Source organism: Leptolyngbya sp. FACHB-321, from assembly GCF_014695975.1.
Classification (GTDB): domain Bacteria; phylum Cyanobacteriota; class Cyanobacteriia; order Leptolyngbyales; family Leptolyngbyaceae; genus Stenomitos.
Genome location: NZ_JACJPI010000064.1, coordinates 298,300 through 312,708, shown reverse-complemented (window position 1 = coordinate 312,708; position 14,409 = coordinate 298,300). Strand labels below are relative to the sequence as shown.

Sequence of the window (14,409 nt, the reverse complement as noted above, 5' to 3'; positions counted from 1 at the left end):
ACGTCGAACGTGAAAAACAAGCTGATTTTGTTTGCGACTGGGTTAGTTGTGTTAGCAGCAGGGTCTGCTGTTGGCTACTGGCACCATAGCCAGCGCGAATGGTGTGTACAGTTCACCTCTGGCGGCGGGCAAGAAGTCACCTATAGCCGGGGTTGCCTCAATCGCCAGCGCTACAAGAAGTGGACGCTGACTGCTTCGCGAATAGACATTTAAGACACTAGCTTTGGTGCCAGATCTGGGAAAACGTCTTGCACGGCTGGATGTTTGAGCTGATGCTGGTGGACGTTTAAGCCGTGAGCAAGGGCGGCATTGCGATCGAGCGCCCCAAAGCCATCTTTTGCCAGTTGCAGCACGTATGGCAGCGTGACGTTGTTCAGCGCTTGCGTCGATGTCCAGGGAACCGCTCCAGGCATATTGGGCACCCCGAAATGCACCACGCCTGCCTCAACGTAAGTGGGATGAGAATGAGACGTAGGACGCACCGTTTCGATGCAGCCGCCTTGATCAACCGCTACATCGACAATGACGGAGCCGGGACGCATTTGCTGCACTACCTGTCGCGAAACAAGGATAGGTGCTTTTTGGGCGAGCACCAGCACAGCACCAATCAGCAAGTCAGCAGCAGGTACAACGGCTTCAATCTGGCTGGCACTGCTGTAGAGCAACTCTACTCTGGAACCAAATAGCGTTTCCAGGTAAGCAAGACGATCGACATTAACATCCAAAATCTGCACCTGGGCACCCATGCCAACAGCAATGCGGGCTGCTTCTGTACCCACAACGCCACCGCCCAAAATCACAACTTGACCAGGCTTTACTCCAGGGACACCACTCAGCAGCACGCCACGTCCCCCTTGCTGACGCTCTAGAAACCGTGCGCCAAACTGGATGGCAAGCCGTCCAGCAATAATGCTCATAGGAGCAAGAAGCGGCAGACGCTTATCCGGCAGTTCAACCGTTTCGTAGGCGATTGCCGTTGTTCCAGAATCTAGCAATGCTTGAGTGAGGGCGCGATTGGCTGCCAGATGAAGGTAGGTAAAGAGCATTTGCCCCTCCCGGAGATACGGGTACTCGCCTGGTAAGGGTTCTTTCACCTTCACCACCAGTGCGCGATCCCAGGCATCTTTTGCATCCAGCACGATCTGAGCACCCGCCTGGAGATAGTCAGCATCTGCAAAGCCCGATCCCTCACCAGCACCGCGCTCGACAAAGACCGTATGACCTCGATCGCTCAGGCTTCGGACACTATTGGGACTTAGCCCCACTCGATATTCCTGATCCTTCGTCTCTTTGGGAACACCGATTTCCATCTGTACCTCATTGGCTTGCCTCTGCTTCTAGCTTAAGCCGATAGCCGCACCGTAGGGCAGCGATCGATGTATTAACGCCCTCTGCCCTTTGCCTTCTGCCTTCTGCCTCCCTCTAGCCGCCGCCAACAATAGTGACAATCTCCAGGCGATCGTCCGTTTGCATTTCGGTTTGCTCCCAAAACTGACGGTGCAAAATTTCGCCGTTGTATTCCACTGCAACTAGGCGTGGATTTAAGCCAAGTTGAGCCAAAAAGTTGGGTAAGGAGGTTTTGGAGTCGCAGGTACGCAGTTCACCATTGACCTGTAGCGTAATTTGATCTGCCATGAAGTTGAAAAGTAACAGGGAGCTAAAGCACTCTCAGCTTAGGTGGGTTTTGCGCCTTCTGACTAGACGTGCCAGCGGAAACATTCTGGTTAAGCGGCTGCAAGACCCTTTGTATCTGCGCCAAGCGGAGTCAATACAAGCCAAGCAGGTTATTAGACTGCGCTTTACAACCACTTTTCCATCACGTAATTGATGAAACGTTCACCGCGACAAATGACTTCTTGCTCGTTGACGATCGCAAACCCCATGCGTTGAAAAAAGGGTTTTGCCGTAATGCTTGCTTCAACCGTGAGACGCTTCAGACCCAGGGCGATCGCCTTAGCTTCAATTGCTTGATAAATTTGGCTACCCACACCACAGCGTTGATAATCTTTGTGGCTGTAGAAGCAGTCGATATGACCGTCAGGCTCTAGCTCACCAAAGCCAGCAATAACACCTTCATCATCAGCCACAAAGGTGAATCGGCTTGAGCATCGCGTTTCCCAATCTCTGAAATGAAGATCGTCAGGTGCCCAAGCTTTCACTTGCTTGCTTGAGTAATCGCGGCTGTTGATTTCGCGCACTGTTTCATGAAATAACCGTGCGACTGTTTCAGCATCCCGCTTTTCAAACAACCGTATCTTCACATCGTTTCCCTTCTCAACACGCTTGACGTTGTGACCGTGCCCATCTCCTCGCACTCATTCAACTTGCAACATCCCAACTGCTCTCGCTACCAGGACTTGATCGTATAACAAGCAATCGCTTGCTGAATTATTCAGTTGCTTTCACGCGCTGCACCCTTCTACCCTTTCACTCCTTCACCCCTTCACCCTCCTACACCTTCACTTACCGACAAGCTGTGACTTACCATTAAATTGCTGTCTCTCTGCCTATTCTGTAGAGCGGAGTGACCCACAATGGCTGAAACGCATGACCCAACTACCTGGAATTATCCTTCGCGCTGCTGAGGATAGCGACCTACCGCAGATTGTAAATCTCGATCGCCTGGCGTTTGCGCCGTTAAGTACTAACGCTGACATCGAGCGCGAGTGGTATGGGCAGGGGTTGGCATTGCCTGATCGATCGCTCTTTGTAGCGATACAGGGCATGACTGGGTTGGCGGTTGGTAGCTACGCTCAGTTACGCCTGGGAGTTTGCTTTGAGGGGCAGGTGTTGCCTGCAATGGGCATTGCAGCCGTGGCGGTTGCGCCTCACTTTCGAGGGCAAAAGCTAGCCCAGGTGTTGCTAGAACACTCGCTGGCAGAGGCGCAGGCGCAACAGTTACCTCTGATGATGCTGTATCCCTTTCAGCATGGCTTTTACCGCAAAATGGGCTGGGCATGGGTGGGACGATCGCACCAGTATCGGGTGGCTGCGCGTCATTTGCCAAATTATATGGAGCGATCGTACATCGTCCCTTATGACCCGTTTCAGCATGAGCCGATGCTGCAAGCAATCTATCAGAGAGAAGCTCTGCACCGTAACGGTTGGCTCAAGCGGTGGGATTGGCAGTGGCAGGCTCGCGTGAAACCCATAACCGGACGTGAAGTGTACTGCTATGCGGAAGCAGGGGAGCCGCTAGGCTATGTCATTGTGCAATTTGCCCGACTGGAGCCACCACAGAATGTACTTGCGGCGATCGTGCAGGAATGGGTTGCCCCAACGCCTGCCGCTTACCGAGGCATTCTAGGCTTTCTAGCCTCGCTGCGGGATCAAGTTTCGACGATCGTCTGGAACACGTCTGCTGATGATCTATTTCCCCATCTATTGAGCGAACAACGGCGTGATCCGGCTCTTGCTGCCATCCCTTCCGAGTTTGGCTGGACGCATCATCTGGGCACCATTAATGCTGGCTTTATGTGGCGTTTGGTTGATCTGGAGGCAGCATTTCGTCTTCGCCCAATCACGGCACAGCTGCCCTTCACGCTAACCTTTCAGTTGACCGATCCCATTCTGGGCGATCGCAGCATCACTGCCGACTTTGCGGATGGGAAGATGCACCCAACAGTTCAACCTGCTTCAACGGTCATCAAAACGTCGATCGAGCATTTGACCGAACTGTTTGCTGGCTTTCGTCGCTCGCGCGATTTGCTGTGGACAGGAGAACTGGAAGTGGAGGGCGATCAGGCGTTGCTAACAAACCTCGATAATGCCTGGGCAAGCACACCTCCCTTCTGTTGGGATTTCTTCTAAGGCTTGTGGCTTAAACAACATCGCCATTGCTTCCATAGGGAATGCCTGATGCACGATCGTTTCATGTCCACCTGCCAACGACGACGCGGATCGTGCCATCTGCTAGAACTTCCTCTTCTTCTACCGTAAACCCTTGCGCGGGTGCGGTTGCCATAAGCGCATAATAGCCGTAGCGCTGCGTTACCTGGTTTAGCCACAATTGGGAGTACTTACGACGATCGTACTCCGACACAATCGCCTCAAATGTCCCATCTGCCTGCTGCTGAAAGCCAATATCATTACTAGCATTGCCCACATACTTACGTCGAATAATAATTTCTGCGGTCTGAGCGCGAACGTCGCCCTGAAAGCCATAGAGATGTTGGGCAGTCTCATGCACCTCAACCTGCTTAAAGCCAACATCTGCAAGCGCTTTTACCAGCGCAGCAGCATCTTTGATTTGAGTCTTGATCGCAGTGAAGTGGGACATGGGAAGGGGAAAGGCTAAAGGGCAAAGGCAGAAGGCAGAAGGGGTAGGGAGGCACAAAAGGCAGAGGTCCGTTCCAAACTCAAAACTTATCATTCATACTTCATCCCTCATACTTCATCCCTCATCCCTCGCTGAATGGTGAGACGTTTCAGTTCCTCAACAAGCTGAACGTCTTGTGAAGCGGTGCGTGCGCCTGCTTCGGCTGCCCATTGTTTAAGGCGATCAATCTGGTCACGGGCGATCGCGGCGAGGGGAACGGTTTCTTCGATCGATCGTACGATATCTTCTGTAGTGAAGTCTTGCCGTTGTCCGCTGCTGCCGCGCCCAAAGGCTTGATGCATGGCTTCGATAATCACCTGCTCAATTTCGGCACCGCTGAAGTTCTTTGCCTGCCGTGCCAGCAATCCCACGTCAAACTCTCGTAAGCGAGTGGGGCGCAAGCGTTGTAAGTGCACTTTAAAGATATCCTGCCGTTCTGGTTCGGTGGGAAGGTTCAGGAAGAAAATTTCGTCGAAGCGCCCTTTTCGCAGCAGTTCAGCAGGCAGAATTTGCACATTATTAGCGGTGGCAACGATGAAGACGGGGCTAGTCTTTTCTTGCATCCAGGTAATAAGGCTGCCAAACACGCGACGGCTAGTGCCCGAATCGCCATCTGAGCCGCTGTTAATATTGCCAAAGGCTTTGTCGATTTCGTCAATCCACAGCACACAGGGCGCGATCGCCTCAGAAAGTTGAATCATCTGGCGCACACGGCTTTCACTTTCACCAACAATGCCGCCAAACAACCGTCCTGTATCAAGCCGCAGTAAGGGGAGCCGCCATTCATGGGCGATCGTCTTGGCTGAGAGCGATTTGCCCGTGCCCTGAATGCCCACCAGCAGCACGCCTTTAGGATTGCGAATGCCGTAGCGCCGTGCCTCTTCGGTAAACACATCCTGCCGCATCCGTACCCATTGCTTCAGGTTCTCTAACCCGCCCACGCTTTTGAGCGAATCCCGCACGGTGAGAAATTCCAGAATGCCCGTTTGCCGAATAGCCTGTTGCTTTGCCTCTAGCACGCCCGCAATATCGGCTTCACTGACCTGCTGCCTTGCCGCCAGTGCCTTTGCCAAAACGCGCTGAATCCGTGTTTCACTCAAGCCCTGACACGCTTTCACCAGTTGTTCTCGCGCCAATCCTTTCACTTTCAGCGCTTCTGGTGCCACTAACTGGGCAATCAAATGATCAATCTCCTGCGGATTCGGCAGCGGAAAATCAATGACGGTGACTGCCTCAGCTAGCTCGATCGGCAGTTCCAGCGTATGGCTGATCAATACCAGGGTCTTGCGGGTGCGCTTCAAGTCTTTCGCAAGATTCTTGATTTCGCGCACAATCGGCGCATTTTTGTCGCTGGCTGCGTTTCTCAACAGTGGATGGAGGTCGCAGAGAACAAAGATAGTGTCTTCATCGGCTGGCGCTTTGCTGATGCGATCGAGCGCTGCCATCACACTGCCTTTTGCCGTGCTGTTATCATTCCAACCACGCACAATGTCCCACAGGAGCACGCTACGAATTGGCTGCGCTTGGGCTGCAACTTGCCGTAAGACTGCCTCAACAGGTTCTTCTTCAACCGCCACGATGTAAAGCAACGGATAGTGTGCCCGCAGCATCAAGTCGAGTTCCTTGATCAAGTCGTAATGCGGGATGAAGGGGGTAGCAGTCGGCTTGGCAGTAGACAGGGGACGATCAAGCATGAGGGGAGAGTGTAACAGGCAGACGATCGCCTACTAAAATGCTACTAACTTTAAGAAAAACAATGAGATGTAAAACGTTGAAACATTAACGGACTTCAAAGCATTACCTCAAGGATTTTTTGAAGAGGAGTGTTGAAAACTGAAGCTTTTAATGTTAGTTTCTGTTTAACTGAATAGTCAGCCTAATTTGCACTCTGCAGTTTAAGTCTATAGCGCTTAAGACAGAGTGAAGAGCGGGGGAACCAAGACCCAAGAGTATGGGGCGCATTTTCAAGGGCACTTTATCTGTATGGTAAAGGCTTTGATGAAGGGTATCTCTCAACCCTAGCCCGACAGCTAACCTCGTAGGCATTGAGAGAAGACTGATTGATGATTGCTCCATAGCGATAGGCTTTGAGATGCCTGTTGTCATGCAGTGTCGGTTTCATCAGACTTCTTGACTGGATATTCAGAAACAGCCAACGTTCTGATGAAATGAGGTGCGATCCATGACATTGCTGCTAGATCTGGCGGTGAATGCCAGTTATGCTACCGCTAATCGTTTTCGTAAAGCTTTTTGGCGCGATACGGTGCTGTTGCCGCTCGCTGGTTTTGCTGGTGTAATTGCTCTCTGGTGGCTGCTTGCAACCATTAGAAGCGAGATTATGCCAACGCCCTGGCAAGCGCTGACGGCAAACTGGGACTACATCATCCATCCGTTTTACAGGCGTGGTCCTGGCAATTTAGGTGTCGGCTGGCTTTTGTTAGCGAGCATTCGCCGTGTACTAATTGGGTTTGTGTTGGGGGCGATCGTCGCTGTGCCGATCGGCTTCTTAATTGGGCTGTATCGTCCTGCCTATCTGGCGCTCAATCCGCTGATTCAAGTGCTTAAACCCGTTTCGCCGCTAGCATGGTTGCCTATTGCGTTAGCTATTTTCAACCTAGCTAATCCTTCTGCAATTTTTGTCATTTTCATCACGTCGCTCTGGTCGACGGTAATTAATACTGCGTTGGGCGTTTCTAGCGTGCCTCAGGACTATATTGATGTCTCTAAAGTGTTAGAAATGCCGCGTTGGCGACAGCTTATAAAGATTATTCTGCCAGCGAGCTTGAGCTATATTTTTACCGGACTACGGATCAGCTTGGGGGTTGCGTGGTTGGTCATCGTAGCCGTTGAAATGCTGACGGGCGGAGTTGGTATTGGCTTTTTTGTGTGGGATGAGTGGAGTCGCTTAAATCTTAGTGCTGTCTTTATGGCGGTGGTGTTGATTGGTCTCACAGGTTTGGTGCTCGATTGGCTGCTTTGCAAGCTTCAGGAAGCCGTAACCCATAGACCCGCACAATCATAAGCTACTGCTTTTTTAGCATTACGATTGTGGTAATCGCTGGCTCTGAATCTTTAGCATTAAACACTATTAAACCAACTCTATAAGCTTGCTCTATCCATCAACCTTTCATTGATGGATAGCTAGCGTAGTTATAGGTAGAGGTATTGAGAACAGCTTCGTCAAATATGAAATTGGCTGCTAGCTCAGGTTCTTGTGGTTAGCTTTTCCTTTCTCATTTTCCCTAGCCGTCTTCGTCAATTGTTAGCTTTACGACTTTGCTAATTATTAGTTTTAACGACTGCTGTTCCTCATTGAGCAACACATTATGAGTCATCGTAGACGCTGGTCACGGCGCAGTTTTCTTACTGCAACCGGAGCATCCCTGACAGGTGCCGCACTTTTTTCACTAAATATCGACAGCAATCGTAGCCCGTCAGCGCTTACGCCCGAGGCTTTGGCAGTCGAACGTGTGGTGCAGCCCGAAACGCTAGAAAAGTCTAACCTTGTCATTGGCTATGTGCCTGTTAATGATTGTGCCCCGTTTGCGATCGCCTGGAAGAAAGGTTTTTTTCGCAAGTATGGCTTGAACGTCAAACTCAACCGTGAAGCTAGTTGGGCAACGTCGCGTGATGGCGTTGTTTTTGGTCGTTTGGATGCCGCTCCAGTGGTTTCTGGCGCTGTGACGAATGCCCGTACCGGAGCAGAAGGTGCCAGGAGTGCCCCAATATGTGCAGCGATGACAATTCATCGGCATGGCAATGCTATCACCATGAACCGAGCCATGTGGGATGCAGGCATACGTCCCTGGCAGGACTACAACGGCAACCTGGATGCGTTTAGGCAGGATTTTCATCGCTATTTCAACAGCCTGCCATCGGAAGAACGCATTATGGCAGTGGTCCTGAGTTCCGCGATCTACGAGTATTTTGTGCGCTATATCGTTGCGGCAGTGGGCATCAACCCGCTTGAAGAATTTCGCATCATCATCGTGCCACCGCCACAGATGTTAGTCAATATGCGCATTGGTGCGATGCAAGCGTATATGGTCGCTGAACCCTGGAACACCCGTGCCATTAAGGGCAACGAAGGCATTGGCTTTACCTTTGCTCAAGGGCGAGAAATTTGGCGAGGGCATCCCGATCGCCTCTTAGCGGTGCAGGAGTCCTTTATCAACGAAAACCCGAAAACCTATCGATCGCTGGTGAAAGCCATGATTGAAGCCTGCCAGTATTGCAGCGATCCGAACAATCGGCAAGAGGTAGCAGAATTAATCTCAGAGCGATCGTTTACTGGTGCCAAACCGAAGATGACTCGCCCTGCCATTTTGGGCAATTACGATTATGGTGGTTTTGACGAGCGATCGCGCGTTGTCAACAAACCGGATGAAACCACTGTTTTCTTTGACATTCCGTCTGAGCTAGCAGCGGCAGAAGGCAACATTGCAGGCAATCATTCGACCTTTCTCTGGCAATCGCAAAGCCTCTGGCTCATGACCCAATCGGCTCGGTGGGGGCAAATCCCTGCGATCCCGCCACAGGCAGAAAAGATTGCGCGTGAGGCATGGCGTACCGATTTGTATCGAGACATTGCCGCCGAGATGGGGATTGCGTGCCCTAAAGAGGATTACAAAGTTGAGCCGGGCACGTTATTTATGGACAACAAATCGTTTGACCCCAGCGATCTGGATGGCTATCTAAAAAGCTTTGAAATTCGTGCCAATCGTCCGACCAATATCTCTCTTGCGTAATTCTCCCTTGCGTAAGACAAGGCAAGCAGACTCTAAACCGTATTCTACAGGAGGTTCTTATGCTTAATGTTTCTCCCCAGCCTGCAAATGAAGTGCGTCCGGATGCTGGGTCTACAACCTTTCTAGAAATTGAGAATCTCGTTAAAGCCTACCCTAAGCCTCAGGGCGGACACTCAATCGTGCTGGATCACATCAACTTAACGCTCGGCGAGCAAGAGTTTGTGACGATCGTGGGTCATTCTGGCTGCGGCAAATCAACGCTGTTGCGGCTAGTAGCCGGTTTAGAGCCAATCACGCAGGGTAGTATACGACTGGAAGGTCAGCCCATTCGCAAACCGGGCTCTGACCGTATGATGGTGTTTCAGCAATACTGCCTCTTGCCCTGGCTAACAGTGCGCCAGAACATTCGCCTTGCAGTAGACGAGGTGTTTGAGTCGTTACCTGGGGCTCGCAAAGCTGAGCTAGTTAACGCTCATCTGGAAATGGTGAATCTCGTTGCTGCCGCTGAGAAATACCCCGATCAACTGTCAGGCGGCATGAAGCAACGGGTTGGCATTGCTCGTGCGCTGGCAGTGCGGCCCAAGATTTTGCTCATGGATGAACCGTTTGGAGCATTAGATGCGCTGACTCGCAGCAAGTTGCAGCAGCAGGTTCTGAGAATTTGGGAAAGCCAGCGTCAGGCAGTGATGATGATTACCCACGATATTGATGAAGCGATTTACATGAGCGATCGCATTGTTTTGATGACTAATGGACCAGAGGCGACGATCGGCGAGATTCTGCATGTCCCCTTTCCGCACCCGCGCGATCGCATGGCTATTCGCCATGATCCTGCTTATCAACAGCTTCACGCCGCTGCCTTAGACTTTCTCCTCCATCGGTTCGATCGGGACGACTAAGGATCGTGACTTTAATCAATCCGCAAACTGTACGGGCGGGTTTAGCAGACCAAACGGCAGCCTGCAATCGCTTGGACAGCAAAACCCCCTCCTACCAAGGATCGAACTTATTTAATTCCCATTCCTAAGTTGTCTATGTCCTGCACTAATGCCGATAACCAATAAAGTGCTTTAGAGATAGAACATTAGCGCTGTGCGGAGTGCTCAGGCATGGCTCAATTGATGCCTTTTGTTAGACAAGGTTATAAGACTCCGGACAGAAACTAGTCCCTCGACTGAACGCCTCACAGTCTCAGACGTATAATAAAGGCTATTCTCCACTCCCGTGAACTTGTGACTACAACGCCTCTCCCCTCCCAGCTTCAAACGGCAGCCGCTTTACCGCAAAATCGTCCTGATGCATTGGGGCGGTTTGGCAAATTTGGCGGCAAGTACGTCCCCGAAACGCTCATGCCTGCTTTGTTTGAGCTAGAAGCAGCGTTTCAGCGCTATCGTGCCGAACCCGACTTTCAGCAGGAACTTCAGGGACTCTTGCGAGACTACGTAGGACGACCCAGCCCACTCTATTTTGCTGAGCGGCTTACGGCTCACTATGCTCGACCAGATGGCACGGGTGCACAGATCTACCTGAAGCGCGAAGACCTGAATCATACAGGTGCTCATAAGATCAACAATGCCTTAGCACAAGTACTGTTGGCGAAGCGTATGGGCAAGCAGCGCGTAATTGCCGAAACGGGTGCAGGGCAGCATGGCGTAGCAACGGCGACTGTGTGTGCACGGTTTGGTCTTAAGTGCGTCATTTATATGGGCGTGCAGGATATGGAGCGGCAAGCGCTGAACGTCTTTCGTATGCGGCTGATGGGTGCAGAAGTATCACCCGTAGAAGCAGGCACTGGGACGCTGAAAGATGCGACCTCTGAGGCAATTCGAGATTGGGTCACGAATGTGGAGGACACGCACTACATTCTTGGTTCCGTAGCAGGACCGCACCCCTATCCCATGCTTGTACGGGAGTTCCATGCAGTCATTGGGCAAGAAACCCGTGCTCAATGCCAGGAAAAATGGTGCGGCTTACCAGATATTTTGCTGGCGTGTGTAGGTGGCGGCTCTAATGCGATCGGGCTATTCCACGAATTTATCGACGAGCCAAGCATTCGCCTCATTGGTGTGGAAGCAGCCGGAGAAGGTGTTAATACAGAAAAACACGCAGCAACTCTCACACAAGGGCGCGTGGGTGTACTGCATGGTGCTATGAGCTACCTGTTGCAAGATGAAGATGGTCAGGTAACAGAAGCGCACTCCATCAGCGCAGGGCTAGATTATCCCGGTGTGGGACCGGAACACAGCTACCTAAAAGATCTGGGTCGGGCGGAATATTACAGCGTCACAGATGCTGAAGCGCTTGCTGCCTTTCAGCGGTTGTCGCAATTAGAAGGCATCATCCCTGCGCTGGAGACGGCACATGCGATCGCCCTACTTGAAATGCTCTGCCCGCAGCTTTCTGGCAATCCTCGCATTGTCATTAACTGCTCTGGTCGCGGTGACAAGGATGTCCAAACTGTTGCGAAGGTGTTGGATCTCACCTGATGGTAGACGGTTGCTTAATCTTGATACGTTTGTAAGCAGCTGCTTAAATCGGCTGGTTCAGAGAAGTCTAACAGAGCTTCCCCTAATCCTTTAAAAGAGGGGAGGGTTGTAACTTGCGACTGCACAGCTTTGTCGAGCGTGCCAAAGCGGCATTTCAGCAACTGCAAGATAGGGACCACACCCTTTTCTGGGCGACCATCCTGGAGTATTTCTTAGTAAATGATGGACTCCCGCATCCTGCCCTCCCGAAACATTGGTGACGGAATCCGCCCGAATGGGTTCGATGCTTAACTCAGCAGTTTCAAGTTCGTTTACCGACTTCGGCAGTGCTTCTAAAATGCAAGCGGCAGAACGCTGTGGGTATTCGAAGAGCAACTTGCAAAGATGATCAAATGACATAACTGTGGCTGTATGGCAGATGCCAAAAAGCTTAGAAAAAAGAGGCGTAAGAGTACAGCACCCATTAACAACTAAGGGGCACCCCTAGGGGCGCCCTTTAATCAATCACTACAATGCTGCGCTATTAGAGTAGATACTGTTAGGTTCCCGAAGTTGAAGCGGCAGCGGCAGCAGCTTCTTCTTCAGCAGCCTCAGCTGCTACAGTGCTAGATGGTGCCAACACCGTTACGACCACGCGATCGGGCTCGCCCAATGCTGTCACGCCGTTTGGCAGAGTGAGTTCGTGGACGTGGAGCGAATCGCCAACATCCAATCCGGTCACATCAATTTCAATAGATTCTGGAATCAAATCGGGCGCACAGCGCACCTGTAGTTCTGTCAAACCGTGATCGATCGAGCCACCACCGTTTTTCACACCGGTTGCTTCGCCAACTAGATGAATAGGCACATCCACATCTAAAGACTCTTGAGAGCCAACGGAGAAAAAGCTTAGGTGATAGACATAACCACGCCAGGGATGGGAATGTACTTCTCTCAGCAATGCTTTGCCTTTCCACGGTATTTCAGGCACATTTACCTGAATCAGCGTGTTGTTAACTGATGCATCACGGACGAGCAGTTCAGCCGTCTTAGCTTTAACAGTTAGGGAGACTGATTCCGCACCTTTGTGACCGTACAGGACAGCAGGGATCAAGCCAGCGCGACGGAGAGCATTTGCCTTGCTGCCAGCAGGGCGAGTTTGACATTCAAGCGTAAGTTCCATGGTGAATCAAATGAAGGACGAGGGGTGAAAAAGCAAACAGGGGTAAAACAAAGAGGCAATCAGGCGGAGACAGCTGTGAGGAATAATACTTGACTTGTTCCTTACATCTCGTTCCGCTCAAATTTAGACTTCTAGCTTGTGCGTTTCGGTTGCTGTGGTGCCGTTAGTGTACAAAAGGGCACGCTTAGGACCATGGATTGGGTCTTCAACAATGATGGTTTGGTCACGGCTGGCACCGAGGGAGACGATCGCAATCGGTACTTCCATCAACTCTGCAAGCACCTTGAGGTAGTCTAGAGCGGGCTGTGGCAAATCGTTGAGCGATCGACAGTCGGCAGTAGACTGCTTCCAGCCAGGAACCGTTTTGTAAATCGGCTGACAGCGAGCAAACTTGCGCGAATTACTCGGAAAATCGTGACAAGTTTCGCCATCAACCTCATAAGCCGTACAAATATTGATCTCCTCTAGCTCATCCAGCACATCCAGTTTAGTAATTGCCAAGCAGTCTAGCCCATTAATGCGGACAGCATAGCGACCAATTACCGCATCAAACCAGCCGCAGCGACGTTTCCGTCCTGTGGTTGTGCCAAACTCTGCGCCACGATCGCACAGCAACTCTCCCATTGTGCCATGAAGCTCAGTGGGAAAGGGTCCCTCACCAACACGGGTAGTATATGCCTTGGCGACCCCAATGACTCGATCGATCATCGTTGGACCTACGCCTGTACCGATACAAGCGCCGCCAGCAACTGGGTTAGAGGAGGTAACGTAGGGATAAGTGCCGTGATCTAAATCCAACAAGGTGCCCTGGGCACCTTCAAATAAGATATTGCGCTTGCGTTTAATCGCATCGTAAATCCGCAGCGAGCTATCTACAACGTGTGGACGCAGGCGATCGGCATATTGCACATACTCAGCAATGACGGCATCAGCATCGAGCGGTGGCAAAGCATAGAGCTTTTCTAAAATGGCATTCTTGTACTCCACCGTCCACCGCAGCTTTTTCCGCAACGAGTCGGAGTCCATCAAATCTATGACCCGGATACCCGTACGCTCAGACTTATCAGCGTAGGTAGGACCAATGCCTCGACCAGTCGTGCCAATTTTGTGTTCGCCCCGTCGCTCCTCTGATGCCTGGTCAATCAACCGATGGTAGGGCATCGTGACGTGAGCGGTTTCCGAAATCAGTAAATTGCGGGTCGAAACGTTAAGCAACTCTAGCTGATCTAGCTCACCAATTAAGACTTTGGGATCGATCACGGTGCCAGAGCCAATGATGCATTCCGTATCAGGATAAAGAATGCCGGATGGGATGAGATGGAGCTTAAAGATCTGCTCATCCACCACCACTGTATGACCCGCGTTCACTCCACCCTGGTAGCGAACAACAACATCTGCCGATTTACTCAGCAGATCGGTGATTTTTCCTTTTCCTTCATCGCCCCACTGGGCACCGATGACAACAACGTTAGCCAAGAGTTTTGATCAGCGCTAGAGTTTGCACAAACGTTGATTATCACCAGAAAGAGACACTTGTGTCAACGTGTCAGTAGCAAAACGTCACCGAACAGAATAGGTGGCTAGTATCACTTAGCCGTAGAGCTACTTTCAGCCTAGCAGCACTTGAAGACGATCTTACGCCTTCAGCAGATTCGTTAGGATATCACAAATGATCGACGACTGCGCCTATTGCGG

The 14,409-nt window shown here is 51.3% G+C and carries 14 protein-coding genes and 1 riboswitch; of the genes, 6 read left to right on the top strand and 8 right to left on the bottom strand.

Annotated features, from left to right (window positions below):
• The first annotated feature begins 9 nt into the window (after nt 1–9).
• Nucleotides 10–213, top strand: coding sequence for a hypothetical protein (locus H6F76_RS16990; RefSeq protein ID WP_190449577.1), 204 nt, complete (start codon nt 10–12; stop codon nt 211–213).
• Here the strand turns inward: H6F76_RS16990 and ald are convergent.
• The 3 genes from ald to H6F76_RS16975 form a co-directional block, all read right to left on the bottom strand.
• Complete coding sequence (gene ald / locus H6F76_RS16985) at nt 210–1,310, bottom strand: alanine dehydrogenase (protein WP_190510032.1); 1,101 nt, start codon at nt 1,308–1,310, stop codon at nt 210–212. The two genes, H6F76_RS16990 and ald, sit on opposite strands and share 4 nt — an antisense overlap.
• A gap of 112 nt (nt 1,311–1,422) precedes the next feature.
• Nucleotides 1,423–1,635, bottom strand: coding sequence for a sulfur carrier protein ThiS (gene thiS, locus H6F76_RS16980; RefSeq protein ID WP_190510030.1), 213 nt, complete (start codon nt 1,633–1,635; stop codon nt 1,423–1,425).
• Nucleotides 1,636–1,799: 164 nt separating this feature from the next.
• Nucleotides 1,800–2,261, bottom strand: a complete 462-nt coding sequence (locus H6F76_RS16975) for a GNAT family N-acetyltransferase (RefSeq protein ID WP_190510028.1) — start codon at nt 2,259–2,261, stop codon at nt 1,800–1,802.
• Nucleotides 2,262–2,547: 286 nt separating this feature from the next.
• On the opposite strand from H6F76_RS16975, the gene H6F76_RS16970 reads away from it, so the two are divergent.
• A complete protein-coding gene (locus tag H6F76_RS16970) occupies nt 2,548–3,810 on the top strand; it encodes a GNAT family N-acetyltransferase (RefSeq protein WP_190510026.1) in 1,263 nt (420 codons plus the stop codon).
• 61 nt (nt 3,811–3,871) lie between these two features.
• Here H6F76_RS16970 and H6F76_RS16965 read toward each other — a convergent pair whose 3' ends face one another.
• A complete protein-coding gene (locus H6F76_RS16965) occupies nt 3,872–4,279 on the bottom strand; it encodes a DUF1257 domain-containing protein (protein WP_190510024.1) in 408 nt (135 codons plus the stop codon).
• Between the two features lie 107 nt (nt 4,280–4,386).
• Nucleotides 4,387–6,012 carry an AAA family ATPase gene (locus H6F76_RS16960; RefSeq protein ID WP_199322155.1) on the bottom strand — a complete coding sequence of 542 codons (1,626 nt, stop codon included), beginning with the start codon at nt 6,010–6,012 and terminating at the stop codon, nt 4,387–4,389.
• Between the two features lie 203 nt (nt 6,013–6,215).
• Nucleotides 6,216–6,377, top strand: a riboswitch (cyclic di-AMP (ydaO/yuaA leader).
• A gap of 123 nt (nt 6,378–6,500) precedes the next feature.
• On the opposite strand from H6F76_RS16960, the gene ntrB reads away from it, so the two are divergent.
• The 4 genes from ntrB (at nt 6,501) to trpB (ending at nt 11,552) form a co-directional block, all read left to right on the top strand.
• Nucleotides 6,501–7,340, top strand: a complete 840-nt coding sequence (gene ntrB, locus H6F76_RS16955; RefSeq protein WP_190510022.1) for a nitrate ABC transporter permease — start codon at nt 6,501–6,503, stop codon at nt 7,338–7,340.
• 304 nt (nt 7,341–7,644) lie between these two features.
• Nucleotides 7,645–9,066: a CmpA/NrtA family ABC transporter substrate-binding protein gene (locus H6F76_RS16950; RefSeq protein ID WP_190449565.1), complete on the top strand. Its 1,422-nt coding sequence runs from the start codon at nt 7,645–7,647 to the stop codon at nt 9,064–9,066.
• Nucleotides 9,067–9,125: 59 nt separating this feature from the next.
• On the top strand, nt 9,126–9,965 hold the full coding sequence (locus H6F76_RS16945; protein WP_190510020.1) for an ABC transporter ATP-binding protein: 840 nt from the start codon (nt 9,126–9,128) through the stop codon (nt 9,963–9,965).
• Between the two features lie 333 nt (nt 9,966–10,298).
• Nucleotides 10,299–11,552 carry a tryptophan synthase subunit beta gene (gene trpB, locus H6F76_RS16940; protein ID WP_190510018.1) on the top strand — a complete coding sequence of 418 codons (1,254 nt, stop codon included), beginning with the start codon at nt 10,299–10,301 and terminating at the stop codon, nt 11,550–11,552.
• 90 nt (nt 11,553–11,642) lie between these two features.
• Here the strand turns inward: trpB and H6F76_RS30560 are convergent, their stop codons facing one another.
• The 3 genes from H6F76_RS30560 to H6F76_RS16925 all read right to left on the bottom strand — a co-directional run bounded on the left by H6F76_RS30560 (nt 11,643) and on the right by H6F76_RS16925 (nt 14,190).
• Nucleotides 11,643–11,951: a hypothetical protein gene (locus tag H6F76_RS30560; protein WP_242036700.1), complete on the bottom strand. Its 309-nt coding sequence runs from the start codon at nt 11,949–11,951 to the stop codon at nt 11,643–11,645.
• A gap of 139 nt (nt 11,952–12,090) precedes the next feature.
• Nucleotides 12,091–12,714, bottom strand: coding sequence for a 50S ribosomal protein L25/general stress protein Ctc (locus tag H6F76_RS16930; protein WP_190449561.1), 624 nt, complete (start codon nt 12,712–12,714; stop codon nt 12,091–12,093).
• A 123-nt stretch (nt 12,715–12,837) separates the two neighbouring features.
• Nucleotides 12,838–14,190, bottom strand: a complete 1,353-nt coding sequence (locus H6F76_RS16925) for an adenylosuccinate synthase (protein ID WP_190449560.1) — start codon at nt 14,188–14,190, stop codon at nt 12,838–12,840.
• Nucleotides 14,191–14,409: the final 219 nt, after the last annotated feature.

Bases quoted from the DNA above. Each gene is read 5' to 3' on its own strand.
- H6F76_RS16970 (WP_190510026.1), top strand. From the start codon at position 2,548: ATGACCCAACTACCTGGAATTATCCTTCGCGCTGCTGAGGATAGCGAC.
- H6F76_RS30560 (WP_242036700.1), bottom strand. From the start codon at position 11,951: ATGTCATTTGATCATCTTTGCAAGTTGCTCTTCGAATACCCACAGCGT.
- ntrB (WP_190510022.1), top strand. From the start codon at position 6,501: ATGACATTGCTGCTAGATCTGGCGGTGAATGCCAGTTATGCTACCGCT.
- H6F76_RS16965 (WP_190510024.1), bottom strand. From the start codon at position 4,279: ATGTCCCACTTCACTGCGATCAAGACTCAAATCAAAGATGCTGCTGCG.
- H6F76_RS16960 (WP_199322155.1), bottom strand. From the start codon at position 6,012: ATGCTTGATCGTCCCCTGTCTACTGCCAAGCCGACTGCTACCCCCTTC.
- H6F76_RS16930 (WP_190449561.1), bottom strand. From the start codon at position 12,714: ATGGAACTTACGCTTGAATGTCAAACTCGCCCTGCTGGCAGCAAGGCA.
- H6F76_RS16945 (WP_190510020.1), top strand. From the start codon at position 9,126: ATGCTTAATGTTTCTCCCCAGCCTGCAAATGAAGTGCGTCCGGATGCT.
- H6F76_RS16950 (WP_190449565.1), top strand. From the start codon at position 7,645: ATGAGTCATCGTAGACGCTGGTCACGGCGCAGTTTTCTTACTGCAACC.
- thiS (WP_190510030.1), bottom strand. From the start codon at position 1,635: ATGGCAGATCAAATTACGCTACAGGTCAATGGTGAACTGCGTACCTGC.
- ald (WP_190510032.1), bottom strand. From the start codon at position 1,310: ATGGAAATCGGTGTTCCCAAAGAGACGAAGGATCAGGAATATCGAGTG.